Here is a 26,220-nt window from a genome sequence, read left to right on the forward strand (position 1 = left end):
CGGCGGCGCGCACCGGTGTCCCCCGTTCGCGGTAACGTGAGCACCGATGAACGCCAAGTCCGACGTGCAGCTTCCCGCCGTGTCCGTGATCATGCCCGTCCTCAACGAGGAACGGCATCTGCGCGGAGCCGTCCGAGCGATCCTCGCGCAGGAGTACGCCGGCGAGATGGAGGTCGTGATCGCCATCGGTCCGTCCACGGACCGTACGGACGAGATCGCCGCCGAACTCGTCCGCGAAGATCCGCGCGTGCACACCGTGCCGAACCCGACCGGTCGCACGCCCGCCGCCCTGAACGCCGCGATCAAGGCCTCCCGCCATCCGATCGTCGTCCGCGTCGACGGCCACGGCATGCTCTCGCCGAACTACATCGCCACCGCCGTACGGCTCCTGGAGGAGACCGGCGCGCAGAACGTCGGCGGCATCATGCACGCCGAGGGCGAGAACGACTGGGAGCACGCGGTCGCCGCGGCCATGACCTCGAAGATCGGCGTCGGCAACGCCGCCTTCCACACGGGTGGACAGGCCGGCCCGGCCGAGACGGTGTATCTGGGCGTCTTCCGGCGCGAGGCGCTGGAGCGGCAGGGCGGCTACAACGAGGAGTTCATCCGCGCCCAGGACTGGGAGCTGAACTTCCGGATCCGGGAGGCCGGCGGCCTCATCTGGTTCTCGCCCGAGCTGAAGGTGTCCTACCGGCCGCGCCCCAGCGTGCGGGCGCTCGCCAAGCAGTACAAGGACTACGGCCGCTGGCGGCACGTCGTCGCCCGCTACCACGAGGGCTCCATCAACCTGCGCTACCTCGCCCCGCCGACCGCGGTGTGCGCGATCGCCGCGGGTGTCGTGGTGGGCGCGGCGCTCACCCCGTGGGGCCTGGTGATCCCCGGCGGTTACCTCGCGGCGATCGCCGCCGGGTCGCTGCCCGCGGGCAAGGGGCTGCCGCTGAAGGCACGGCTGCGGATCCCCGTGGCGCTGGCCACCATGCACATGTCGTGGGGATGGGGCTTCCTCACCAGCCCCCGGTCGCTGGCCCGTAAGGTCATGGCGTCCCGGCGTCCCGCGGTGCTCAGCTCCCACTGAGCTGCCTGAGCTGCCTGAGCTGCGGGTGAGCGGCCTCGCAGAAACGTCTCGGCCCGGACCGTGTTCCCGCGGTCCGGGCCGATGTGCGTGCGGGTGGCGGTGGCCTACCAGGTGTAGTCCGGGTCGACCTGCATGCACTGCGAGGTGTCGGACGCGTTGATCGCCTCCGCCGACTCCGGCGTCCTGTCGTCGCCCGCCGGCGCCTTGTACGCCGTACCCGACCGCCAGTCCGCGCCCACCACGAGCGTCACCCCGGACACGTCGGTGGACTTCTCCACCGCGGTCGCCGGGATGCCCAGGGCCTTCGCGACCCGCTCCGCGTCGCCCTTGAGGTCGGCGCTCGGGTAACGGACCAGCGTGGTCTCCTCGGCCGTGGCCGCCGACGTGTCCGCCTTGGCCTCGGTGAAGCCCTTGCCGACCAGCAGCTGCGTCACCGCCGTCGCCCGCCCGGCGGCCGGGGCCAGGGTGCTGGTGCGGGTGGCGTTGCGGACCTGGACCGCGATCCGGTCGTCCGCGGCCGCCGGGTCCTCGGCCGCCGGCGTGGCGGTGGTGGTCTTCTTCTTGTCCTTGCCGTCGAGGGCGATGTCCTCGCGCACCAGACGGAACAGCTTCGCGGCGTCCTCGGTGGGCTTCACGCGCGCGCCGACGTACTCGTTCGGCATCGTCGTCATCGTGATGCGGTCGGTCGGCACCTTCTTGAGCTCGGTCGCCAGGTCGTACATCTTCGTGATGGTGCCCAGACCGTCGTCGACGGTGATCGCCTGCGTGGCCGCCTCGGCGAGCTTGCGCAGCTTGTTCGGGCTGCTCAGCTTCGCGCTGGCGCGCAGCTCGCGGACCATCGAGTTCATGTACATGTGCTGCGCCTTGGCGCGCGCGAGGTCACTGCCGTCCTCGAAGCCGTACCGGGTGCGCAGCCACTCGAGGGCCTGCTTGCCCTTGATCGACGTCGTGCCCTCCTTCAGTTTGAGGCCCGAACCGTGGCCGGTGGAGGTGTGCGAGTAGACGTTGTCGCTCACACAGACCGGGACCCCGCCGATGGCGTCCGCCATCGACACCACACCCGCGAAGTCGATCATCATGAAGTGGTCGATGTGGATGTCGGTGAGCTTCTCCCAGGTGGCCACCGTGCAGCCCGGACCGCCGCGGCCCAGCGACTCGTTCGTCATCACGGTCGAGGTGCTCGCCGCGTACACCTTGCCGGTGTCGGGGTCCGTGCACTTGGGGATGTCGAGCAGGGTGTCGCGCGGCATGCTCACGACCGACATGTTGGAGCGGTCGGCGGAGACGTGCAGCAGCATCTGGACGTCGGCGAGCGGAACGCCGCCGAAGGTCTCCCGGGCGCCGCCGAGCTTCTGGTTCTCCTCGGTGTCCCGGGCGTCCGAACCGATCAGCAGGATGTTCAGCGGGGTCTGGCCCGCCGAGTTGGCCTGCGTCTGCGCCGCCCTGTCCTTCTCGTCACCGATGTTCAGGGCGTCCTTCTGGATGTTCCCGTTCAGGTGCCGGTAGTACAGGTAACCGGCACCCGCGGTGCCGAGTATGACCACCGCCATCACCGTCGCCGACCAGCGCAACACGCGCCGTTTGCGGCCCGGTTTGCCGGTGCCGCCGGTGCCGCCGGTGCCGCCGGTGCCGTCGCCACCGCGCTGACGGCCCCCACCGCCGCGCTGTCCCTGGTCCACCGGTACGTTCCGGTCCTGCGGTGTGAGCGACGTCGTGCCCTCCACCGCGGGCGCCTCCCCCCGCACGCTGCTCTGCGCCAACTCCCAGCCCTCCCCACCCTGCGCCTGACACACGGGTCCGCCCCGCGCCTTCTAAGACGCGTGACGGACCCGTTAGGTCACTTGGCGCACTCAACCTTGTCCGCTGTGGACGTGTCGACGGTGTCCGGCACCTTCGTCGGCGCGGTCAGCGAGACGCCCGCGCCCTTGAAGTCCTTGCCGAGAGTCAGCGTCATCGCGGGCAGACCCTGCGAGTTGGTCACGCTCTTGCCGGGCTTCAGCGCGGATCCGGAGAGACCCATGAGCGCGGCGAGCTTGCGTGCCTGGTCGGCCTGGTCGGGCGCGTACTCAAGTGTTGTCCTGCTCAGCGCCGTCGACGCGTTGCCTGCATTCTCCGACTTCGTTACGCCCTCTTCAATCTGCAACCAGTTAAGAGTTTTCTGTGCACTTCCGGCGACGGCCCCGCCGTTGAGGATGCGCACCCGCACCTCGGAGGCCGAGGACTTGGTTCCCTGGAGCCGCTTGGCGGCCGCCGCGGCCTCCTGGTCCTTGGCCTTCTTCTTCTCCGCCGCGACCTCGGTGAAGGAGACGTCGTCCTGGATCAACTGGAAGACGGTGGGGGCCGTGTTCTCGTTCACGACGACCGTGGCCTTCACCTTCTCGGCGGGGTTGTCGAGCACCGGCACCGTCGTGAAGGTCAGGTTCTTGGGGTCGAGCTTGCCCATCTCCAGGCCGAGGTCCTTCAGCTTGTTGATGCTGTCGAGCTGGGAGTCCACGGTCAGCGCCTTGGTGGCCGCCTCGGCCACCTTCACCATCTTGGTCGGGCTGGTGAGGGTGGAGTTGGACTTCAGCTTGCGCATCAGCGCGCTCAGGAACTGCTGTTGCAGCGTGATCCGGCTCAGGTCGCCGCCGAAGCCGACGGCGTGCCGCGTCCGTACGAACGCGAGTGCCGTCTCGCCCTCGATGTGCCGCGTGCCCTTCTTGAGATTCAGGTGTGAATCGGGGTCCTTGATGTCCTTGGCGAGACACACGTCGACCCCGTCGACCGCCGTGGTCAGCGACTTGACCGCGTTGAAGTCGGCGACCATGAAGTTGTCCGGGGTGATCCCGGTCAGCTCGGTGACCGTGCGCATGGTGCAGCTGGGCGTACGGCCGTCCTGGCCGAGGCTGGTGTTGAAGCGGACACCGTCCGTGCCCGGGATGACCTTGCTGGAGCCGTCCTCCTGCGTGGTCGGGCAGTCCGGAACGTCCACGATCAGGTCACGCGGGATGCTGAGGGCGGTCGCGTTCGTACGGTCCTTGGAGACGTGCAACAGGATCGTGGTGTCGGCGTGGCCGACGCTGCCGGAGTCGCCGTAGCCCTCGTTGCCCGAGCCGGTGCGCTTGTCGGTACCGATCACCAGGACGTTGATCGCCTTGTCCTTGTTGAAGCCACCGGTGCTCGCGCCGTCGTCCGGGGACGACTGGATGTTGCTGTTGAGGTGCTCGATGTAGAGGTAGCCGGCACCGGCGGCCGCGACCAGCACGAAGGCCATCGTGCCGCCGGTCCACAGCACGATCTTCTTCGCTCGCGACTTCTTCTTCGCCGGCCGCCGCCCCCTCCGTCCGGGCGGCGGCTCCTCTGGCTCGCCACGGCGTCGGCGCGGCGCTGGGATCTCGCGGCCCGGCGCCTCCGTCTCCCGTCCGGGCGCGGCGACACGACTGCGTACGGCACCCGCGTCCGCACCCGAGCCGCCGGCTCCGCGTGACGCGGATCTACGAGGCCCGGGAACCGCTGATTGCGGTGCGGAAGGAGTCAGTCGCAGTTCGTATTCGCCGGTGTTCGGATTGAGTACCCACTGGTCTGCGGGGTCGATGTTGTCCGCCCGCCCACGGCCTTGCGCGTCCACGGTTGTCCGAATCCTCCGTCGGGGCCACGCGGCGCCTTTTCCCCCCTGAAAGGCGCTCGGGTCACGGTCACTCAGTGCGCGACCCAAGGAAGGACCTCGCGGCCGGGTGCACCGGGGCGCTCACACTATCTGCCCAGTTCAGCGTCAAGCGACGATGGTGACAAATTCCACGTCCCTACAACTGGGCAATACGCCCATTTCCTTGAACTGGAGTTCGCGGAAGTCCCTCGGCTTGGTGAGTGCTTTACTCGCAGCCCGCTTCGGCGGCCGTGTTGCCGTGGAAGGTGGGGGTGGGGGAGGCGGAAGCTTTCGCACCGGAATCGCCGGAATTCTGCGCGGCGTCCTCGGAGACCTCCAGCGGCGCGTCCCGGCGCAGCCGCTCGAACAGCCGCTCGGCCTCCGGCTCCACCAGTTGGTCGCGATTGGCGTTGTAGACGTACGACTCCCGCGGAACGGTCAGGAACTGCACGCGTTCGGTGGGAAGATCGCGCAGCCCGCGCACGAGTTCGTAGAGTCCGCGCAGACTCGCCAGATCCGGGTCGGTGGTGAGCGACGACGTCGCCGCGTCCAGCACGGGGTAGAGCTTGCCGGGATTCAGCAGTACGTCATTGCTCTGGACCTTGTTCACGAGCGCCCCGAGGAACCGCTGCTGCCGGTCCATCCGGTCGGTGTCGCTGCCGTTGCCGAGGGACTTGCGGGCGCGGACGTATCCGAGGGCCTGCTCGCCGTCGAGCGTCACACGGCCCGCGGGCAGCCGCAGCTTGGCGGCCTTGTCGTCGACGGGCTCCTTCAGGCACACCTGGACCCCGTCGACCGCGTCCACCATGTCCTTGAACCCGTTGAAGTCGACGACGATGTAGTGATCGATGCGGATGTCGGTGAGCTTCTCGACGGTGCGCACCGAGCAGGCGGATCCGCCCATCTCGAAGGCGTAGTTGAACATCGAGAACATCGGCTCGGTACGGCTGCCGTCCGGGCGCAGGCACGAGGGCACGTCCACCATCAGGTCGCGGGGCAGCGAGACGGCGGTGGCGCTGCCTCGCCCCGCGGCCAGGTGCAACAGGATCGTCGTGTCCGACCGCTCGGTCCCGGAGTCCCGTCCGTACTTCGCGTTCTCGTCCCCCGAGCGCGAGTCCGACCCGATCAGCAGGATGTTCTGCGCGTCACGCACGAGCGACGTGGGCCGCTCCTTCTCGTACCGGGCGAGCTCGGCGGCGGCCGCCTCGTCCGCGGTGATGTTGCCGTTCAGCGTCGCGTACACCGTCCACCCGACCACGACCGCGCCGACGACGAGGAGGACCACCCCGATCGCCGCTCCCTGCACCCATCGCCGCTCACGCCGCCGTATCAGCCCCCGGCCGGTCGCGGAGGCCCCCGCGCCCGGCCCGGCGGCGCCCCGGCCCGGGACGACCTCGGCCGCGTCGTCGCCGTTCGGCCCGGAGGGCAGGCCTGAGGTGTCGGTCACGTCTGGGTCCACCCCTCATGGCGTTCGAGCGTGTCGTGTGGGCTGGGCGTCTCGTGCTGCTCCTACGACCATGGCGCGCCGGGGCCGTGGGTGCGGGTGGGACTGCGCCGAATGGGGGACTTCGGCTTCCGGTCCCCGGCCCACTTCCGCACCGCCCCCGGGCCACCTCCGACTGGTCCCTGACCTGGCTCCCGTCTGTACCTCGGCCCCTCCGGGCCGCTCGCCCCCGGCCGGGTCCCTGGCCTGGCTCCCGTGTGCCCCCGCCCCACCTCAGGGCCGTGCCCGGCCCGTCGCCGGGGTCCTCCCGCCGTCGGTGGCCGGCCCCCGGCCCGGTGTGATGTCCGCGCGGGTGTGGTGTCGGTCGGGGGTCGTGTGGTTCGTTTCGCGGGCGGGTGTGGTGTCGGTCGGGGACCGTGCGGCTCGCTCTGCGCGCCGGTGCCGTATCGGTTCCGGATCGTGCGGCTCGCCCTGCGCGCCGGTGCCGTATCGGTTCCGGATCGTGCGGCTCGCCCTGCGCGCCGGTGCCGTATCGGTTCCGGATCGTGCGGCTCGTCCCGCGCGCCGTTGCCATATCGGTGCCGGAGTGTGGGCCACGCCCCCACCGCAGGGGCAGCCCCAGGTTTCCGGTGAACGCCCCCACCGCGGGGTAGCCCCGGGTTTCCGGTGAACGCCCCCACCGCAAGGGCAGCCCGGGTGCCCGGTGAACGCCCCCACTCCCGGAGCCCAGCGGCTAGCGAACCGTCGCGGTCACCCGCTCGCTCTCGATCCGCTTCGCCAGCCCCTCGTCCCCCAGCTCCTCCAGGTGCCGGCACAGCACCACGGAGCCTCCGCTCGCCAGCGCCGCGTACAGCCCGGCGCTCAGCCCCTCCCAGGTGTCGTACGGCAGCCCCGTCAGCAGCCGGGCCCCAGGTCCCGTGAGCCCCAGCCCGGCCGCGTCGGCCCGCGCCCGCTCCACGACCTCGGCCCCCGTGAACTCCGCCCCGGCCACGATCAGCGCGGGCTCCTCCGGGTCCACGGGTGCGTACGGCGCGAACCGGTCGCCGTACGTCGGCACCTCCACCGCGTAGTCGGCGTAGCCCTCCGGCGGTCCCGGCAGGAACCGCCTCCCGAGCGGCGCCAGCGACAGCGCGTACCGCTCTCCCCGGCAGGCCAGCCCCGCCTCGAACCGTCCCGGCCCGGCCACGACGAAGTCGGCCCGCGCCGGATCCCCGGCCACGTCCGCGACGACGCCCACCGACGAACACGCCAGCAGCCACACCGCCGTCTGCCAGTGCGCGGGCAGCAGCAGCGCGACCCGGTCGCCCGGTTCGGCGGACAGTCCGTCCTGGAGGAGGTTGGCGGTCTTGGCCACCCAATTGGCGAAGGTGGCTACCGACAACTCGACACGTTCGCCCGTGGCGTCGTCGTAGAAGGTCACCAGGGGGCGCGCGGGATCCGCGGCGAGCGCGGAACGCAGCAGGTCGGCAGGGGTGCGATCGGTGGCGTTCACCCGCGCAAGCGTACGCGGGCGCCGCCCCCGCACACCCACCGGCGGGCTGACCGCAGGCCACCGGTTCGGCGGAACGACACCCGACGGCCCGTCAGTTCTCCGATGGACAGATATATATGGCTATGTCCAGGATCGGCAGCATGCGTGGATTGCTTGCTTCCTCGATCGGTGTCACCTGCGCGGCCGCTCTCGCCCTGCCGCTGACCCCGCCGGCCGCCGCGGCGGCCGTGGTGTCCGCGAGTCAGGCGCCGACCGCGGAGGCCGCCGCCCCCGCCCCGGTCCGGGCCACCGCGCCGGACCTGCCCGGCAGCACCCAGTCGCTGCCCCTCGCCCCCCTGGCCCCCGACCGCAGAGGTTCCGTCGCGCGCACCCCCGGCGCCCTCGCCGCCGAACAGGGGCTGCCGCGCCGCGACGTACACCGCTTCTCCCTGGTCGGCGTCGTCTGGGACGCCCCGGACGTCGAGCTGCACGGCCGCGTCCAGGTCCGCACCCGCGCCGCCGGCACCGGCACCTGGTCCGGCTGGGAGGACGTCGACACGCACAACGCCGACCACGGCGCCGACCCCGACACCGCCGAGCGCACCTCGGGCCGTGTGCGCGGCGCCACCGCGCCCCTGTGGGTGGGCGACTCGGACGGGGTCGAGGTGCGCGTCCGCGCCGAGTCCGGCACGGGTGCGGGCCACGTCGAGGAGACCGGCCGGGGCCCGCGGATCGTGGCTCCGCCCGCCGCCCCGCTCCCTTCCGGGCTGCGCCTCGAACTCGTCGACCCGGGAGACGCGAACCCCGGCCCGGCCGCCCCCGTCGCACAGCAGGGCCCCCGTCAGGCGCCGGTGGCCGCCCCGCGCGCGGGTGCCGTGCGCGCCCGTGCCGTCCTCAGTCCGCCGGACGTCGACGGCGAACCGGCCACCGAAAGCCATCTGACCGCCGAGGTGGCCGCCGCCTCCGCCGCCAACACCGACCTCGTACCGCTCGGCGCGACCGAGATCCCGGCGCTGACCCGGGAGCAGACCGAGCAGGAACTGCTCACCCTGCCCACCGTCGACCCGGCGGAACAACCGCGGGCGCAGCCGTACATCGGTCCGCGACCGCGCATCGTCACGCGGCGCGGCTGGGGCGCGGACGAGAACCTGCGGGAGAAGGGGTTCGTCTACACGTCGAAGGTCAAGGCCGCCTTCGTGCACCACACGGCGTCCGGCAACAAGTACAAGTGTTCGCAGGTGCCGTCACTCATCCGCAGTATCTACCGCTACCACGTCAAGAGCATGGGCTGGCGGGACATCGGCTACAACTTCCTCGTCGACAAGTGCGGAAACATCTACGAGGGCCGCGCCGGGGGAGTGACCAAGGCGGTCCGGGGTGCCCACACCCTCGGTTTCAACACCAACAGCATGGGGATCGCCGTGCTGGGCACGTTCGGCTCCACCAAACCGAGCTCCGCCGCGGTGACGGCCATCGCCCGGCTGACGGCATGGAAGCTCGGTCTCTTCGGCGCCAATCCGAACGGAAAGACATATCTGACGTCCGGCGGTGGCAATCTCTACCGAAAAGGTAAGAAGGTACGACTGAACGTGATCTCCGGTCACCGGGACGGCTTCGCCACGGAGTGCCCAGGACGGCAGCTCTACGGCAAGCTCGGCTCGGCCCGCAAGACCGCGGCCCGCTACCAGGGACGCTGACAGCCGGGGGGCACGTTCGGCGGGGCACATTCACCGCCGTCGGGGGACAGCCGGGAACAGTGACGGACACCGCGCGGCAACCGAAGGCGCCAACGAACGGTCTGCATACACTGGCCGGCCGAAAGACAGTTCGGCCGGTCCCGGCAGGAAGCAGAGACGACAGGTGACAGAAGCGATCCTCCTGGTCGGCGGCAAGGGCACCAGGCTGCGCCCGCTCACGGTGCACACGCCGAAGCCCATGGTCCCGGCGGCCGGGGTGCCGTTCCTCACGCACCAGCTGGCGAGAGCGAGAGCGGCGGGCGTGGACCACATCGTCCTCGCCACGTCCTACCTCGCCGAGATCTTCGAGCCGCACTTCGGCGACGGCTCGGCGCTGGGCCTGCACATCGAGTACGTCACGGAGGAGGAGCCGCTCGGCACCGGCGGCGCGATCCGCAACGTCGCGTCCCGGCTGCACTCCGGCCCCGAGGACCCGGTACTGGTCTTCAACGGTGACATCCTCACCGGCCTGGACATCAGGGCGCTGGTGCGCACGCACGAGTCGTCGGGCGCGGACGTCTCCCTCCATCTGACGAAGGTGACGGACCCGCGCGCCTACGGCCTGGTCCCCACGGACGAGACCGGCCGCGTGCTGGCCTTCCTGGAGAAGCCCCAGACACCCGAGGAGATCGTCACCGACCAGATCAACGCGGGGGCGTACGTCTTCCGCCGCTCGGTCATCGACACGATCCCGGGCGACCGCCCGGTCTCCGTCGAACGCGAGACCTTCCCCGGCCTGCTGGCCGCGGGCGCCCACCTCCAGGGCCTGGTCGACTCGACGTACTGGCTCGACCTCGGCACCCCGGCGGCCTTCGTACGAGGCTCGGCGGACCTGGTCCTCGGCCGCGCCCCCTCGCCCGCCGTCCCGGGCCGCTGCGGCGACCGCCTCATCCTGCCGACGGCCACGGTCGCCCCCGACGCCAAGCTGACCGGCGGCACGGTGGTGGGAGAGGGCGCGTTCGTCGCGGAGGGCGCCCGCGTCTTCGGCAGCACGATCCTGCCCGGTGCCGTCATCGAACCCGGTGCGGTCATCACCGACTCCCTCATCGGCACCCGCGCCCGCGTCGGCCGGCGCTCCATCCTCACCGGCACGGTCGTCGGCGACGGCGCGGTCGTCGGCGCCGACAACGAACTCCGCGACGGCGTACGCGTTTGGTGCGACGCCCGAATCCCGGCAGGCTCGGTCCGCTTCTCCTCCGACCAATAACCGCCACCCACCCGGGGGCGCCACCGCACGCCCAGGCGCCCCCACCCACCTCCGGCTGTAGCGCAGTTGCCCCAGGCGCCACACCCCAAGCCCCCGACACCCCGCATCCGCCCCTGTCACCCGGGGACACCCGCGGGACCGCGCCCTCCCCGTCAACCCGCGGGCAGCTGTGCCGCCTGGGGCGGCACGGGTGGGCGCGGGCGGCACCCCGTCAACGCCGGGCCGCGCGACCCACCCGACCCCAGCACCGACGCCGACGACCACTCGCCCCCGGCCACCTGTCCACCCCGAGGCACACCCCAGCGCACCTCACCCCGCCCCGAGGCACAGCCCCCACCTCGAGGCGGCGGCACGCAAAACCGCCCCGCACCTCACAACCGCCCGATGTCCCCACGAGGCATCCGCGGCGCCCGCCGCGCCGGCACCCTCCCGCTCAGCAGAATCAACCGCGCCGCCCGATGCCGCTGCCCCGCATACGGCTCCAGCAGCTCCAGCATCACCGCGTCGTCCGCGTCCCGGTCCCCGGCGAGCGCCCACCCCACGATCCCCGGCAGATGCAGATCCCCGACGGTCACCGCGTCCGGCGCCCCATGACTGCGCTGCACGGTCTCCGCCGACGTCCACGGCCCGATCCCGGACACGACCTCCAGCCGTGCCTGCGCCTCCGGGGGCGCCATCCGCGTCGCCTCCTCCAGCCGCGCGGCGACCCGCACGGCCCGCAGGATCGTCGACGCCCGCTTGTTGTCGACCCCGGCCCGATGCCACTCCCACGACGGAATCAGCGCCCAAGTCCGCGGCGCGGGCATCACCCACATCCGCCCGTTCACGGGCCCCGGCGCCGGCTCCCCGTACTTCCGTACGAGCAACCGCCACGCCCGGTACGCCTCGTCCGTCGTGACCTTCTGCTCCAGAACCGACGGGATCAGCGACTCCAGCACCAGCCCGGTCCGCGTCAGCCGCAGCCCCGGCCGCCGATGCCGCGCGGCGGCGACGAGCCGGTGCCGGGGCTCGAAGGCGGCCGGCTCGTCCGCGGCGCCGAGCAGCTCGGGCAACCGCTCCAGCAGCCACTCCGCGCCCGGCCCCCACGCCTCACCCCGCACCTCGGCCCCGCGCGCGGCGACCCGCAGCGTCCCGGGCCCGGCGGGCGTCAGACTGGCCCGCCACACGGACCCGTCCGGCGTCGTGCGGAACGTGGGATCCGCCGGCCCGCGCCGCAGCGGCCCCAGCACCAGCCCCAGATCGAGCGGACCGTCCGGCACCCAGGTCCGCACCCGTCCCGGCGCGGGAGCAGGGCGCGGCACGCCCCCGGGCACGGCGACATGGCCGCCGCGCACGGTCGTACGCGTGGGACGCGGAGTGAAACGTCCTGCCACGGATGAGATCCCAGGGATGCCGAAGATGTTGTACGAAAGTCCGGAGTCGTCCTACGGGACAGCCCCGAGGCGTCTACGAGAGCCGAAGGTGTCCTACGAGAGTAGGGGCCCGCCCCGCCCCCGTCACCGCACCTCGATGAACGTCCCCGCGTCCCGCTCCGGCCGCGGTCTCGGCTGCTCGGCGGGATGTCCGACCGCGACGGCCCCCATCGGATCCCAGTCCCGCGGCAGCCCCAACACCTCGCGCACGACATCCCGGCAGAACATCGTCGAGGACACCCACGCGGACCCGAGCCGCTCCCCGGCCAGCGCGACCAGGAAGTTCTGCACCCCGGCCCCGGCCGCGACCACGAACATCTCCCGCTCGGCACCGTCCCGCCGCGCGTCCCCGTACGTGTGCGACCCGTCCATGACGAGACACGGCACGACGAGATAGGGCGCCCCGCGCAGCACCTCGCCGCGCCGCACCCGCTTGGCGATGGACTCCTCGCTCTTGCCGTCCCGCCGCAGGTCGGCGATCCAGGCGTCGCGCATGGCGTCGAGCAGCCCGGTCCGTGACGGCGCGGACTCCAGCAGCACGAACCGCCACGGTGTCGTGTGGTGCGGTGCCGGCGCCGTCACCGCCGCGGCCACCGCCCGCCGTACGGCCGCCGGATCGACGGGCTCGTCCGTGAAGGCCCGTACCGTACGGCGCTGGGTCACCGCCTCCCGTACCGCCTCCGATGTCCCCAGCCGGAACATGTCGTCGCGCGCGTCGCGCACCATGGCCCGCGCCCCTTCCGTGTCGCCCTCGGACACCGTGTGCGCCAGCCCGCGCACCACGGCGACCGGCAGCCCGGCGGCCTTGCCCTTCACCAGATCACCGGCGGCGGCCAGTTCGTCCGCCGTCGCGACCACGGTGGAGCTGAGCGGATTGCCGTGCCCGTCCGTGCCCCCGCGCAGATCGTCCAGCACATGCACTCCGGCGGCGCCGATCGCGACGTCCGTGAGCCCCGCGCGCCAGGGGCGCCCGAAGGTGTCGGTGACGACGACCCCGACGTTGACGCCCAGGGTGTCCCGCAGGCCGTCCCGGATCGAACGGGCGGAGCCGTCCGGGTCCTCGGGCAGCAACAGCACCGTCCCCGAAGGGGTGTTGGAGGCGTCGACCCCGGCGGCCGCCATCACCAGTCCCTGCCGGTTCTCGACGATCCGCAGCGGTCCGCGCCGCGCCACGACCCGTACGGTCTCGGCGTCGATCGCGGCCTCCCGGTCGGCCGCCTCGACGACGCGGCCCTCCGCCTTGGACACGATCTTCGAGGTGACGAGGAGCACGTCCCCGTCGGCCAGGCCCGGTTCCGCGGCGGCGATCAGCTTGGCGAGGTCGTCGCCCGCGGCCACCTCCGGGATCCCGGGTACGGCCCAGACTCTGAAGCCGTCGGCAGACACGTCGCTCACGTCTCCCGCACCTCCTCCGCCAGCGCCAGCGCCTCCCGGGCCATCCGCGCGGTCGCGTCGAGGTCGGTCATCATCAGCGGTACGGCCCGGCAGCGGATCCCGGCCGCCTCGACCCGGTCCACCACGCCCGCGTCCACGGTGTCGACGAGCCAGCCGTCGAGGAGGCCCGAGCCGTAGTGCTCGGCCACCGCCGCGGCCGTGGACTCCACGCCGACCGCCGCGAGCACCTTGTCGGCCATGCCGCGCACGGGCGCGTCCCCGACGATGGGGGACAGGCCCACCACCGGCACCCCGGCGTCGGCGATCGCCTCCCTGATGCCCGGCACGGCGAGGATCGTGCCGACCGAGACGACCGGGTTGGACGGCGGGAAGAGGACGACGTCCGCCTCCGCGATCGCCTCCAGGACCCCGGGCGCCGGCTTCGCCTGTTCGGCGCCGACCGGCACGACCGCCTCCGCCGTCACCGACGCCCGCAGCCGTACCCAGTACTCCTGGAAGTGGATCGCCTTGCGCTCACCGTCCATCTCGACGGCCACGTGCGTCTCGACGCGGTCGTCCGTCATCGGGATCAGCCGCACGCCTGGCTTCCAGCGGTCGCAGAGCGCCGCCGTGACCGCGCTGAGCGGATACCCGGCGCCGATCATCTGTGTCCGCACGATGTGCGTGGCGAAGTCACGGTCGCCCAGCCCGAACCACTCGGGCCCGACGCCGTAGGCCCCGAGCTCCTCCTTCAGGTGGAACGTCTCGTCGGCCCGACCCCAGCCCTGCTCCTCGTTGATGCCGCCGCCGAGCGTGTACATCACCGTGTCGAGGTCCGGGCAGACCTTCAGCCCGAAGAGGTGGATGTCGTCCCCTGTGTTGCCGATGACCGTGATGTCCGCGTCCGGCACGGTCTGCTTCAGACCGCGCAGGAACCGGGCACCACCGATGCCGCCTGCCAGAACCACAATGCGCATGAGGGCAAGTCTCGCAGGCGACCGGGCCAACGCGGCAGGCGGTTGTGGACAACCCCCGGACTGTGGACATCCCCGGGCCGCGGGCAACCCCGGGCTGTGGACGACCCGCGCACTCTCAGGCGCTCACGACGTCCACCGGGTCGACGTCCACCGAGTCGTACGTCGCCGGTGTCGAGCACCGCGAGTCGTGCATCGGCATCTCGGTCAGACCGGGGAAGTAGACGTGCAGGCTGACCGCCGGCTCCAGCGCGTCGTTCACCACCTCGTGCACGTATCCCGGTCCGAAGACCCGCCCCCACTCACGGTCCCGGTCGAGCGGGGACGTCATCGCGCCCGCGGTCAACGCGCGCGTGCCGCGCTCGGTGCGCTCGGTGAGGGTGCCCTCCAGGACGGTCAGCACCCCGGAGGAACGGCCGTGGTCGTGCGGTCCGGTGCCCTGGCCGGGCACCCAGGACAGCAGCCACACCTCGTAGCCGGGACCGGTGCGCAGGCGGTGGTACCAGCGCGTGGTGGCGTCGTAACGGACGAGGTGCGCCCACTGGGCGCGGTCCGCGGCGATGGAACGGGCCAGACCGACGAAGTCGGCCACGGTGGCCGGGTGCTCGCGCGGCGGCTGGAGGAGGTGCGGGACTTCGAGCAGGTCGCCCGCGATCTGGAGGTCGCTGTCGCTGTTCATGGGGGTGCGGTGGTCCCTCGGCGGAAGAGTTTGGCTGGCTGGGTGTCACGTGCCGTCCGCCCGGATCACGGGCGACAGGGGTGCCCTGGTGCGGGCGTGGGGAACAAGCAGCCGAGTCGCGGTGGACTCAGTCGCAGCAGGAGCGCGTTGGGCTCAACAACTGCAACAGCAACAGCTACAGCGAGCGCGGGCAACACCGAGTGACCCGGCGGAGCGGGTCGAGGTGAGTACCGAGTTCGCGAGCATGCCCACAAGCACACCGGTTCACACCAGCACTGTCAACTCGACGCCCGGTATGTGGGACATGTTTCACCTCTTCCGGTTCATCTCCCAGGTGAAAGGTTTGTTCATACGCCCATCGGGACACATGGCGCACAACCGGGCGCGCAAGCCTCGTTGCGCGCGTCGGAACGAGATCGAACATCTTGGCGTCTTTCCCCGTACAGGGTCTTGCGTCGGGCCGATAGGCCCGTTCGGGTCCTCGCTTGCGTGTCAAGGTTTATGGCGATTTGAACACTTTCCGCTTGACCTTGGTTCCGCAGAGTGAATAAGGGGCCCAATAGCAGATCTCGGCTTGACTCGCCCGGAGCAGCACACTTGTAATTTCACTCGTGTCGTTCAGCCGAAATCGGTAGACGGCCACGGCACGGGGACGCGAAAGACAGACGAGGGGCGCACATGACCGAGCTGGTGCAGCAACTGCTGGTCGACGACGCGGACGAGGAACTCGGCTGGCAGGAGCGCGCGCTGTGCGCCCAGACCGACCCCGAGTCCTTCTTCCCCGAGAAGGGCGGCTCCACCCGCGAGGCCAAGAAGGTCTGCCTCGCCTGTGAGGTCCGTTCCGAGTGCCTCGAGTACGCCCTCGCCAACGACGAGCGCTTCGGCATCTGGGGCGGTCTGTCCGAGCGTGAACGCCGCCGGCTGAAGAAGGCCGCCGTCTGACCGAACGGCACGGACCGCCACAGCGGACGGACCGGCACGGACAAAACATCACGAACGGCCCGTCGCGGGTGGGTTATCCACAGGCGGCGGGCCGCTGTGCTGCCCAGCCGATAGTGTGGTCGCTCGTCCGAGACGCACCGCTGTCCTCCGTGGGCACAGGCGTCCACCGCAGTCCACCGAACCGGGGCCCGTACCTCGATGTCCGTGCACAGCCACACGGCAGCCCAACACGACGCTGCCACCCCAGACTTTCCGCGCCACGTCGTGACGGCGGTCCTCGTCACGCACGACGGCGCCCGCTGGCTGCCCGACGCGCTCGCCGGGCTGCTCGGCCAGGAGCGCCCCGTTCAGTACGCCGTGGCGGCCGACACCGGCAGCGCGGACGCCTCCGCCCAGCTGGTCACCGACGCGCTCGGCGCCGAGCGCGTGCTGCACCTCGCCCGGCGCACCGCCTTCGGCCAGGCCGTCGAGGAGGCCAACCGCACGGCCCCGGTCCTCACCCCTGAGGAGCTGCCGTACCTCAAGCGCCCGAGCGGCTGGGACCCCGTCACGCGCACGTGGCGCGACGACGCCTACGACCTGCCGGAGCTTCCCTACGGCGAGCCCGTCCAGTGGCTGTGGCTGCTGCACGACGACAGCGCCCCCGAACCCGACGCCCTGGCCCAGCTGCTGCGGGTCGTGGAGAACGAACTCGAACTGGGGCGGGACGACGTCGCCGTCGTCGGCCCCAAGCTGCGCGGCTGGTACGACCGACGGCAGCTGCTGGAGGTCGGCGTCACCATCGCCCACTCCGGCCGCCGCTGGACGGGCCTGGACCGCCGTGAACAGGACCAGGGTCAGCACGACCACATCCAGCCCGTGCTGTCCGTCTCCACCGCGGGCATGCTGATCCGGCGCGACGTCTTCGAGGAGCTCGGCGGCTTCGACCGCCGACTGCCCCTGATGCGTGACGACGTCGACCTGTGCTGGCGGGCCAACGCCGCCGGTCACCGCGTCCTCGTCGCCCCGGACGCGGTCGTACGTCACGCCGAGGCGGCCTCCCGCGAGCGCCGCGCCGTCGACTGCGCGGGCCGCACCACGGCCTCCCCGCACAAGGTCGACAAGGCGGGTGCCGCCTACACCCTGCTCGTCAACACGCGTACGGCCGCCCTGCCCTGGATCCTGCTGCGCCTGGTCGTCGGCACACTCCTGCGGACCGTCGCCTATCTCGTCGGCAAGGTCCCCGGCCAGGCCGTCGACGAGATCCGCGGTCTGCTGGGCACCCTGCTGCGGCCCGAGCGGATCATCGCCGGGCGGCGCAGGCGAGGCAGCCCCCAGGTCGACAAGGGCGAACTGCGGCCCCTGTTCCCGCCGCCCGGCGCGACCGTGCGGGCCACCGTGGAACAGGCCGCCGGCAGCTTCTTCAGCAGCTCCGACCCCGAGGCCGCGGCCTCGGCCGGTGCGGGACGCCACGGCGGGGCCGTCGAGTCCGGCCCCGGCGGCGACGACGCCGACTTCCTGGAGATCGAGCAGTTCGCCCGCCTCAAGCGCATCGCCCGCAACCCCGGCCCGATGCTCTTCCTGGTGCTGCTGCTCGTCTCCCTGATCGCCTGCCGCCAGCTCCTGGGGGGCGGCGCCCTCTCGGGCGGCGCCCTGCTGCCCGCCCCGGCCGACGCGAGCGAACTGTGGTCGCGCTACCTGGACTCCTGGCACCCGGTCGGCGCCGGAGGCACCCCGTCCGCGCCGCCCTATCTCGCGATCATGGCGGCGCTCGCCTCGATCCTGCTCGGCTCGACCGGACTCGCCGTCACCGTCCTGCTGATCGGCGCGGTCCCGCTGGCCGGCTTCACCGCGTACTTCGCCTCCCGCCCGCTCGTCGAGTCGCGCCTTCTGCGCGCGTGGGCGGCCGTCGTCTACGCCTTCCTGCCGGCCGCCACCGGCGCGCTCGCGGGCGGCCGCATCGGCACCGCCGTCCTGGCCGTGCTGCTGCCGCTCATCGCCCGCGCGGGCATCGCCGCCGGCGGCCTGACGCGCGCCTCCGGCGCCCGCGGCAGCTGGCGGGCGACCTGGGCGTACGCGCTGCTGCTGACCCTCACCACCGCCTTCACACCGATCGTGTGGCCGATCGCCCTGGTCCTCGGCGTCGCGGTCCTGGTGGTGCGCCGCGGCGACCCCGTGGCCCACGTCCTGCGCTTCCTGGTCCAGCTGGGCACGCCCCTGCTGGTGCTCGCCCCCTGGTCGCTGACCCTGCTGCCGTTCGGCTTCTTCAAGGAGGCCGGCCTCGAGTACGGCGCCTCCGCGGCCTCCGCCGTCGACCTGCTCGGCATCAGCCCGGGCGGCCCCGGCACGGTCAACGGCCTGATGCTCATCGGCATCGTGCTGGCGGCGCTGGCCGCCCTGCTGCGCTCCGAGCGTCAGTCCGGCATCTGGAAGGCCTGGGCGGTCGCCCTGGTGGGCCTCGTCTTCGCGGTCCTGTCGAACGGCTCCACCTGGGCCGGACCCGCGACCCTCGTCTACGGCCTCGCCCTGCTGTCCGCCGCCGCCCTCGGCGCGGACGGGGCACGCGCGCGTGTGGCCGAGCAGAGCTTCGGCTGGCGCCAGCCGGTCGCCGCGCTGATCGCCTTCGCCTCGGTCGCGGGCCCGCTGCTCGTCGCCGCCGGCTGGATGATCGGCGGCGCCGACGGACCGCTGGAACGGCGCGACCCGGTCCAGGTGCCGGCGTTCGTCGCCGAGGAGGGCAGCACCCGCGACCAGGCCCGCACCCTGGTCCTCGACAGCGACTCCGCGTCCCGCGTCGGCTACATGCTGGTCCGCGGCTCCGGCGCCCGCCTCGGCGACGCCGAACTCGCCGCGGTCGACGGCGAGAACAGCAAGCTCGACAAGGTCGTCGCCAACCTCGTCGCCGGCTCCGGCGCCGACCAGACCGACCAGCTCGGCGCGTTCGCCGTGCGCTACGTCCTCGTCCACAAGGGCGCGCCCCGCGACGTCACCCGCGTCCTGGACGCCACTCCGGGCCTCTCCCGGCTCAGCCAGCAGGACGGCAGCGCCCTGTGGCGGATCGACCACGAGGTCTCGCGCGCGGCCGTCGTCGCCGCGTCCGGCTCGGGCACCCCGACCCCGGTCGCCGCCGGCCCGGTCGAGATCCACACCACGATCCCGGCGGGTTCCGACGGCCGCGTCCTGCGCCTGGCCGACACCGCCGCCGACGGCTGGACCGCGACCCTGGACGGCAAGCCGCTCAGCGCCACCACGGTCGACGGCTGGGCCCAGGGTTTCCGGCTCCCCGCTTCCGGCGGCAAGCTGGACGTCACCTACGACGACCCGTTCACCCACACCGCCTGGCTGTGGGTGCAGGGTGCGCTCGCCGTCGTCCTGGTCGTGCTCGCCCTGCCCGGCCGGCGCCGGGACATCGACGACGACCTCCCCGAGGAGCCGTCGATCCCCGCCCAGGCCGAGGCCGGCGAGGGCCGCCGCGCCCGCCGCCTGCGTGCCCAGGCGGAGGCGGAGGCCGAGGAGACCGCCCAGGACGGCGAGTTCCCGCCCCCTCCGCAGGAGGAGACCCCCGTCGCCGTTCCCCATCAGCAGTCCTACGGGGAGTGGGACACGGCCGAGTACCAGGGCGCCGAATACGGCACCTACGGCAACGAGCAGCAGTACGAGGGCGCCCAGCAGTACCCGGCGGGCGGGTACGACCAGACGTACCAGGCCGACCCCTACCAGGCCGACCCGTACCAGGGCCAGTACGACCCGTACGCCTACGGCGGCCAGGCCCAGCAGGCGTCGTACGACCAGCCGTACGACCCGTCGTACCCGCAGCACTACGACGCGACGTACGACCCGACGCAGCCGCACGGTCCCGGCAGTGAGCGTCCCGACGGGAGTCAGCAGTGAACCGCACCACCCTGTCCCTGATCGCCGGCACGGCCGCGCTCGCCGCCGTGACCGGATTCGCGGTCGTCACCACTCCGGACGCCGTCGGCGCGGACAGCGCCAAGGCGGCCGCCCAGCAGCCCGTGGAGCGCACGAGCCTGCTCTGCCCCGCTCCCAGCACCTCCGACCTCGCCGAGACGTCGTACACGTCCTTCACGCCGGTCACGCGAGGCACGGGGAGCAGCGGGTCGGCCGAACTCCGGGCCGCCACCGAGTCGTCGGCCGACGCCACCAGCGACAAGAGCGACAAGAACGACAAGAACGACAAGAGCGATAAGAACGGCAAGAGCGGCAAGGAGAAGGCCGCCAAGCCCGTCCTGACGCCCAAGGAGCCCGGCACGCCGGTCACCGGGGACACCTCCGGGGGTGACGCGCCGGGACTGGTCGGCACCGCGGAGGGGAAGTTCGCGCCCGGCTGGACGGTCCAGCAGACCACGGAGGTCGCCGTCGGCACCGGCCGCGGTCTCCAGGGCGTGAACTGCACCGCTCCGGACACGGAGTTCTGGTTCCCCGGCGTCAGCACCACCGCCGACCGCACGGACTACGTCCACATGACCAACCCCGACGACTCCGCCGCCGTCGTCGACATCGAGCTCTACGGCAAGGACGGCGCCCTGGAGTCGACGGTGGGGGAGGGCATCACGGTCCCGCCGCACTCCAGCGAACCGATCCTGTTGTCCACGCTCACCGGTGAGAAGCAGGACGGCCTCACGGTGCACGTGAACGTGCGCAGCGGCCGGATCGGCGCCGCCGTGCAGGCCCTGGACGACAAGCTCGGCGGCGACTGGCTGGCCGCGTCCACCGAGCCGACGGGCAGCCTGGTCATGCCGGGCATCCCCAAGGACGCCTCCGCCGTGAGCCTGACCGTCTTCACCCCCGGCCACGACGACGCCGACCTGACGGTGCGGCTGGCCTCCCCCTCCGGTTCGATCACCCCCGCCGGTCACGAGACGCTGCACGTGAAGTCGGGCATGACGACCACCGTCGACCTCGGTGACGTCACACGCGGCGAGGCGGGCTCCCTGGTCCTGACGCCGACGGGCCAGTCCGTGCCGGTCGTCGCAGCGCTGCGGGTCGTCCGGGGCAAGGGCACCAAGCAGGAGACGGCGTTCATCCCCGCCACGAGCCCGGTCGGCACGCGCGCGACGGCCGCCGACAACAGCGCCAAGGGCACGACGCTGTCCCTGACAGCCCCCAAGGGCACCGCGCAGGTCAAGGTCACGGCGTCGGCGGGCAGCGACGGCGGGACCGCGGCGACCCGGACGTACACCATCAAGGGCGGCACGACCCAGGACGTCGAGGCACCGGTCCCGAGCGGCCTGAAGGGCACCTACGCCCTGACCGTCGAGCCGGTGTCGGGCGGGCCGGTGTACGCGGCCCGCACCCTCGCGGCGACGAGGGAAGGCATTCCGGGCTTCACCGTCCAGACCCTGCCGGACGACCGCGGGACGGTGGCGGTGCCCCGGGCGGACGAGGACCTGTCGGTGCTCCAGGAGTAGGGCGCCCGGCGCCGCGTCGGGTCCGCCTGCGGCTCACTCCTCCCCGTACCGCGGATCCACCGTCTCCGGAGTCAGCCCCAGCAGCTCGGCGACCTGTTCGACGACCACCTCGTGCACCAGTGCGGCCCGTTCGTCGCGTCCCTTCGTGCGGATCTCGACCGGCCGCCGGTACACGACGACCCGCGCCCGCCGGCCCTCGTGCGCCGGAATCGTCCCGCCCAGCGGCACCGCCTCGTCGTTCCAGGGCTCGCCAGGCCCGTCCAGCCGGGGCACCTCCAGCACGAGGAAATCGATGTCGGCGAGCTGCGGCCAGCGCCGCTCCAGGCGCTCCACGGAGTCCTGCACCAGATCCGCGAAGACATCGGCACGGCTCGCGGCGAGCGGCACCTGCGGCGGCGCGATCGGGCCGCGCATGCCGCGTCCGTGGCGATCGCGACGGTGGGGCCAGGGGCCCACGGCGGGGGGCGGTACGGGGGTGTCCATCACCGCTGAAGCGTAGTCCTCGCGGGGACCGGCCGCCCGGCCCCGCGCGGTATCCCGCGCACCCCGCCACATGTTGCAGGATGACCATTCCGGCCAGGCTTGGGCTCGTTTCTGTATCTCTTCGGGACCGGCGATCTCAAGGCAGTTGATGGTGTTTGTGCCGGGTCGTGACCGCTTCGTCGGCCGCCCCAGGCCGTGAAAGCGGGTGTCGACGCAGGTCAGCGCGGTGTCTTCGGAGGGGTGCGTGGGGTGCTTCGGTACACGACACGGTGGAGTGACCTGGGGGAGAGTCGTCGCGGCCCGCTCAAGAGTGCGGTACCGTCCAACATCGTGAGCCCTGTACGTCGCTGTTCGCGCACCGCCTGCGGCCGACCCGCCGTTGCGACGCTGACGTACGTCTACGCCGACTCGACCGCGGTCCTCGGCCCGCTCGCCACCTACGCCGAACCCCACTGCTACGACCTGTGCGCCGAGCACTCCGAGCGCCTCACCGCCCCGCGTGGCTGGGAGGTCGTCCGGCTGCTGGACGCCTCGGCCCCCGCGCGGCCCAGCGGCGACGACCTGGAAGCGCTGGCGAACGCCGTACGCGAGGCGGCCCGCCCGCAGGAGCGCGCGGCCGGTGCCGGTGGTGGCGGGGCCCGTGCGGCGGACCCGATGGAGGTCGCGCGCCGCGGCCATCTGCGGGTGCTGCGTTCGCCGGACAACTGATCAGCCCGGCTCTCCCTCTTTCGGGTGCGTTCGCGCGTTCTCTTGCGCGTTCAACGGAGTGACGCACGCCCATTGACGCCACCTTGGCGCGGACACGACCATTTCGTCAGCCGAATCGAGAAATCGCTTTCCGCATGACGGAATCGGAATCGGAATCGACGTCGGGGAGGCGCCCGTGTACGTCCAGGAACTGCAACCTGTCGCCGGCTCGCTGGGCCTGTCCGCCCTCGTCGCCGCCCTGCCCCTGCTGATCGTCCTCGTACTGCTCGGCGGCGTCCGCCTCAAGGCGCACCTGGCGGGCCTGGCGGGTCTCGCCGCGGCCGTACTGGTCGCCTGCCTCGCCTACGGCATGCCGCTGGACCAGACGCTCTCCAGCGCCGTCCAGGGAGCTGTCTTCGGCCTTTTCCCCATCCTGTGGATCGTCGTCAACGCCCTGTGGGTGTACCGCATGACCGTCCGCACCCGGCACTTCGACGTCCTGCGCCGCTCCTTCGGACGGCTGTCCGACGACCCGCGCATCCAGGCGCTCGTGGTCGCCTTCTGCTTCGGCGCCCTGCTGGAGGCGCTCGCCGGGTTCGGCGCACCGGTCGCGATCTGCTCGGTCATGCTTGTCGCGCTCGGCTTCGACCCGGTGCGCGCGGCCGTGGTCTCCCTCGTGGCCAACACCGCGCCCGTCGCCTTCGGCGCCATGGGCACCCCGGTCGTCACCCTCGCCCAGGTCACCGGACTGCCCCTGGACTCCGTGGCCTCCGTGGTGGGCCGCCAGACCCCGCTGCTGGCGCTGATCGTCCCCCTCGTCCTGGTCGGCCTGGTGGACGGCCGACGCGGACTGCGCGAGACCTGGCTGCCCGCCCTGGTGTGCGGAGTCGCCTTCGCCGTCGCCCAGTTCGCCGCGTCGAACTACGTCTCCGCGCAACTCGCCGACATCGCCGCCTCCCTGGCGGGCGCCGGCGCCCTGGTCGCCGTACCGCACGCGCGCGTGGCCGCCGCCGAGTCCGTCCGCGCGTCCGTGCTGACGGGCGTGCGCAGCGAGGAGCTGGACGAGCCCGACCCGCGACCTCAAGTCGTTCGCGCCTACGCCCCGTACGCGCTGATCGTCGTGATCTTCTCCGTCGCCCAGATCCCGGCCGTCAAGGACTGGCTGGCGAAGGCGACCCGGACCTACGACTGGCCCTTCCTGAACGTGGTGAGCCCGGACGGCAAGCCGGTCGGCGGCAACGTCTTCGTCTGGCCGATCGTGTCGACGGGCGGCACGCTCGTACTGCTCGCCGGGATCTGCACCGCGGCCGTACTGGGGGTGCACGCGCGCGAGGCGGTCAAGGAGTGGGCCGCCACCGTGCGCGAACTGCGGTTCGCGATCCTCACGGTGACGTCCGTGCTGGCCCTCGCCTACGTCATGAACCTCTCCGGACAGGCGGCCACGATCGGCCACCTCGTGGCCGCGGCCGGCGCCGGACTCGCCTTCCTGTCGCCGGTGCTGGGCTGGTTCGGGGTCGCCGTCTCCGGCTCCGACACCTCGGCCAACGCCCTCTTCGGCGCGCTCCAGGTGACCGCCGCCCAGGAGGCGGGTCTCTCCCCCGAACTTCTCGCCGCCGCCAACAGTTCGGGCGGTGTCCTCGGCAAGATGATCTCGCCGCAGAACCTCGCCATCGCGTGCGCGGCCGTCGGCCTGGCGGGCCGCGAGGGCGACCTGCTGCGCAAGGTACTCCCCTGGAGCGTGGGCCTGTTGTTGGTGATGTGCCTGATCGTGCTGGGACAGAGCACACCGGTCCTGGACTGGATGCTGCCCTGACCTGAGGTTACGGCTGCGGGTCCACTGTGCGTCCGCACCGTGCGTTGTCGGTCGGTGCGGGTAGTTTGGGGCGACCGACAGGACTTTCAGGAGGGTTGGCCGTGGCTGCTGATCTGTCACAGATCGTGAAGGCGTACGACGTGCGCGGGGTGGTCCCGGACCAGTGGGACGAGTCGCTGGCCGAGCTGTTCGGGGCGGCTTTCGTCCAGGTGACCGACGCGGACGCGATCGTGGTCGGCCACGACATGCGGCCCTCGTCGCCCGGCCTGTCCCGGGCCTTCGCCCGCGGCGCGGCGGCCCGGGGCGTGGACGTCACCGAGATCGGCCTCTGCTCGACCGACCAGCTCTACTACGCGTCGGGGGCGCTCGGTCTGCCGGGCGCGATGTTCACGGCGTCCCACAACCCGGCCCAGTACAACGGGATCAAGATGTGCCGCGCGGGCGCGGCGCCCGTCGGCCAGGACACCGGGCTGTCCGAGATCCGCGAACTGACCGAGCGATGGACGGAGTCGGGCGCCCCCGCGCCGGCCGCGACACCGGGAACCATCACCCGGCGCGACACGTTGGAGGAGTACGCGGCGTACCTCCGCTCCCTCGTCGACCTGACCTCGATCCGCCCCTTGAAGGTCGTCGTCGACGCGGGCAACGGCATGGGCGGCCACACGGTCCCCACGGTCTTCGCGGACCTGCCCCTGACCCTCGTGCCCATGTACTTCGAACTGGACGGCACGTTCCCCAACCACGAGGCGAACCCGCTGGACCCGGCGAACATCGTGGACCTCCAGAAGCGGGTCCCCGAGGAGGGCGCCGACCTCGGCATCGCCTTCGACGGCGACGCGGACCGCTGTTTCGTGGTCGACGAGCACGGCGACCCCGTCTCACCGTCGGCGATCACCGCCCTGGTGGCCGCGCGCGAGCTGGCCAGGAACGGCGGCCGGGGCACGGTCATCCACAACCTCATCACGTCCTGGACCGTCCCCGAGGTGGTCAAGGAGAACGGCGGCACCCCGGTCCGCACCCGCGTCGGCCACTCCTTCATCAAGGCCGAGATGGCGAACTCCGGCGCGATCTTCGGCGGCGAGCACTCCGCCCACTACTACTTCAAGGACTTCTGGAACGCCGACACGGGCATGCTGGCCGCCCTGCACGTCCTGGCGGCTCTCGGCGGCCAGGAGGGCCCCCTGTCGGCCCTCGTGGCGCAGTACGACCGCTACACCGGCTCCGGCGAGATCAACTCCACCGTCGCCGACCAGGCCGACCGCCTCGCCGCGATCAGGGCGGCGTACGGCGCCCGCGACGACGTCACCCTGGACGAACTGGACGGCCTGACCATCACCGCCCCCGACTGGTGGTTCAACGTCCGCCCCTCCAACACGGAACCCCTGCTCCGCCTCAACGCGGAGGCACGGGACGAGGCGACGATGGCGAAGGTGCGGGACGAGGTCCTGTCGATCATCCGGGCCTGACGGCGCACAGGGGCGATCGCGGGCGGGGCGAACCCCCTGGCGGCGGCGAGGGCGAGGGGAGGCGAGACGCGCGGCGGTGACACACCGCCGCCCGCGGGATCACCCCCTCTCGCCCAACCCCCACACCCCGCTTCCACCGGCGGTACCCTGACCAGGCACATCCGCACACGCACGCGCACCACCCCGTCGTACGACAAGCCCGTACGACACCACCGCACCCGCCGAAGGGACCCCCCATGCCGCTCGAAGCCGGCCTCCTGGAGATCCTCGCCTGCCCGGCCTGCCACGCCCCCATCAAGGAGCAGGACTCCGAGCTGGTCTGCGTCGGCCAGGACTGCGGCCTGGCGTACCCCGTCCGCGACGGCATCCCCGTCCTCCTCGTCGACGAGGCCCGCCGCCCCGCGTAACGACGACCGGCGATCGG

General features: G+C 72.1%; 19 protein-coding genes. 10 read left to right on the forward strand and 9 right to left on the reverse strand.

Translation table 11 applies throughout. The features are described 5' to 3' along the window. Positions 1-46: 46 nt before the first annotated feature. Entirely contained in the window at positions 47-1,075 is a 1,029-nt protein-coding gene (locus ACFV0T_RS35930) for a glycosyltransferase family 2 protein (protein WP_385788757.1), read from the forward strand. 104 nt (positions 1,076-1,179) lie between these two features. Here the strand turns inward: ACFV0T_RS35930 and ACFV0T_RS35935 are convergent, their stop codons facing one another. The 4 genes from ACFV0T_RS35935 to ACFV0T_RS35950 all read right to left on the reverse strand — a co-directional run bounded on the left by ACFV0T_RS35935 (position 1,180) and on the right by ACFV0T_RS35950 (position 7,636). Then, positions 1,180-2,835 carry an LCP family protein gene (locus tag ACFV0T_RS35935; RefSeq protein WP_385788759.1) on the reverse strand — a complete coding sequence of 552 codons (1,656 nt, stop codon included), beginning with the start codon at positions 2,833-2,835 and terminating at the stop codon, positions 1,180-1,182. 77 nt (positions 2,836-2,912) lie between these two features. After that, complete coding sequence (locus ACFV0T_RS35940; RefSeq protein WP_385788761.1) at positions 2,913-4,682, reverse strand: LCP family protein; 1,770 nt, start codon at positions 4,680-4,682, stop codon at positions 2,913-2,915. Between the two features lie 244 nt (positions 4,683-4,926). Continuing rightward, complete coding sequence (locus ACFV0T_RS35945) at positions 4,927-6,147, reverse strand: LCP family protein (protein WP_385788763.1); 1,221 nt, start codon at positions 6,145-6,147, stop codon at positions 4,927-4,929. A 730-nt stretch (positions 6,148-6,877) separates the two neighbouring features. Further along, positions 6,878-7,636 (reverse strand): TIGR03089 family protein, encoded by a 759-nt coding sequence (locus ACFV0T_RS35950; RefSeq protein WP_385788765.1) that lies wholly within the window; start codon positions 7,634-7,636, stop codon positions 6,878-6,880. A 140-nt stretch (positions 7,637-7,776) separates the two neighbouring features. Here ACFV0T_RS35950 and ACFV0T_RS35955 point away from each other — a divergent pair, with 140 nt between their 5' ends. Together ACFV0T_RS35955 and ACFV0T_RS35960 are read left to right on the forward strand one after the other, a co-directional pair. Continuing rightward, complete coding sequence (locus tag ACFV0T_RS35955) at positions 7,777-9,312, forward strand: N-acetylmuramoyl-L-alanine amidase (RefSeq protein WP_385788767.1); 1,536 nt, start codon at positions 7,777-7,779, stop codon at positions 9,310-9,312. Between the two features lie 163 nt (positions 9,313-9,475). Beyond that, positions 9,476-10,558 (forward strand): sugar phosphate nucleotidyltransferase, encoded by a 1,083-nt coding sequence (locus ACFV0T_RS35960; protein WP_385788769.1) that lies wholly within the window; start codon positions 9,476-9,478, stop codon positions 10,556-10,558. A gap of 371 nt (positions 10,559-10,929) precedes the next feature. Here ACFV0T_RS35960 and ACFV0T_RS35965 read toward each other — a convergent pair whose 3' ends face one another. From ACFV0T_RS35965 to ACFV0T_RS35980, 4 genes are all read right to left on the reverse strand, one after another. Beyond that, complete coding sequence (locus ACFV0T_RS35965; RefSeq protein ID WP_385788771.1) at positions 10,930-11,931, reverse strand: DNA-3-methyladenine glycosylase family protein; 1,002 nt, start codon at positions 11,929-11,931, stop codon at positions 10,930-10,932. Positions 11,932-12,054: 123 nt separating this feature from the next. After that, positions 12,055-13,365, reverse strand: a complete 1,311-nt coding sequence (locus ACFV0T_RS35970) for a coenzyme F420-0:L-glutamate ligase (RefSeq protein ID WP_385788772.1) — start codon at positions 13,363-13,365, stop codon at positions 12,055-12,057. Next, positions 13,362-14,321, reverse strand: coding sequence for a 2-phospho-L-lactate transferase (gene cofD / locus ACFV0T_RS35975; protein ID WP_385788774.1), 960 nt, complete (start codon positions 14,319-14,321; stop codon positions 13,362-13,364). The genes ACFV0T_RS35970 and cofD overlap by 4 nt, the downstream gene beginning before the upstream one ends. Positions 14,322-14,436: 115 nt before the next feature. Next, positions 14,437-14,997, reverse strand: coding sequence for a cysteine dioxygenase (locus ACFV0T_RS35980; RefSeq protein ID WP_385788776.1), 561 nt, complete (start codon positions 14,995-14,997; stop codon positions 14,437-14,439). Between the two features lie 678 nt (positions 14,998-15,675). Here ACFV0T_RS35980 and ACFV0T_RS35985 point away from each other — a divergent pair. The 3 genes from ACFV0T_RS35985 to ACFV0T_RS35995 all read left to right on the forward strand — a co-directional run bounded on the left by ACFV0T_RS35985 (position 15,676) and on the right by ACFV0T_RS35995 (position 21,347). Beyond that, positions 15,676-15,939 carry a WhiB family transcriptional regulator gene (locus tag ACFV0T_RS35985; protein ID WP_003975777.1) on the forward strand — a complete coding sequence of 88 codons (264 nt, stop codon included), beginning with the start codon at positions 15,676-15,678 and terminating at the stop codon, positions 15,937-15,939. Between the two features lie 198 nt (positions 15,940-16,137). After that, the gene (locus ACFV0T_RS35990; protein ID WP_385788778.1) at positions 16,138-19,809 is read left to right on the forward strand and encodes a glycosyltransferase family 2 protein; all 3,672 of its coding nucleotides are present in this window, start codon (positions 16,138-16,140) and stop codon (positions 19,807-19,809) included. Then, positions 19,806-21,347 (forward strand): DUF5719 family protein, encoded by a 1,542-nt coding sequence (locus ACFV0T_RS35995; RefSeq protein WP_385788780.1) that lies wholly within the window; start codon positions 19,806-19,808, stop codon positions 21,345-21,347. Before ACFV0T_RS35990 ends, ACFV0T_RS35995 begins: the two co-directional genes overlap by 4 nt. Before the next feature lie 33 nt (positions 21,348-21,380). On the opposite strand, the gene ACFV0T_RS36000 is transcribed toward ACFV0T_RS35995, so the two are convergent. After that, on the reverse strand, positions 21,381-21,830 hold the full coding sequence (locus tag ACFV0T_RS36000; protein WP_385788809.1) for a metallopeptidase family protein: 450 nt from the start codon (positions 21,828-21,830) through the stop codon (positions 21,381-21,383). Positions 21,831-22,160: 330 nt separating this feature from the next. On the opposite strand from ACFV0T_RS36000, the gene ACFV0T_RS36005 reads away from it, so the two are divergent. The 4 genes from ACFV0T_RS36005 to ACFV0T_RS36020 all read left to right on the forward strand — a co-directional run bounded on the left by ACFV0T_RS36005 (position 22,161) and on the right by ACFV0T_RS36020 (position 26,203). Continuing rightward, complete coding sequence (locus ACFV0T_RS36005) at positions 22,161-22,538, forward strand: DUF3499 domain-containing protein (RefSeq protein WP_385788782.1); 378 nt, start codon at positions 22,161-22,163, stop codon at positions 22,536-22,538. A 175-nt stretch (positions 22,539-22,713) separates the two neighbouring features. Next, the gene (locus ACFV0T_RS36010) at positions 22,714-24,330 is read left to right on the forward strand and encodes an L-lactate permease (RefSeq protein ID WP_385788784.1); all 1,617 of its coding nucleotides are present in this window, start codon (positions 22,714-22,716) and stop codon (positions 24,328-24,330) included. Between the two features lie 101 nt (positions 24,331-24,431). After that, positions 24,432-25,796, forward strand: a complete 1,365-nt coding sequence (locus ACFV0T_RS36015; RefSeq protein WP_385788786.1) for a phosphomannomutase/phosphoglucomutase — start codon at positions 24,432-24,434, stop codon at positions 25,794-25,796. Positions 25,797-26,032: 236 nt separating this feature from the next. Beyond that, positions 26,033-26,203 (forward strand): Trm112 family protein, encoded by a 171-nt coding sequence (locus ACFV0T_RS36020; protein WP_385788788.1) that lies wholly within the window; start codon positions 26,033-26,035, stop codon positions 26,201-26,203. Positions 26,204-26,220: the final 17 nt, after the last annotated feature.

The organism is Streptomyces sp. NPDC059582 (assembly GCF_042735715.1).
Taxonomy (GTDB): domain Bacteria; phylum Actinomycetota; class Actinomycetes; order Streptomycetales; family Streptomycetaceae; genus Streptomyces.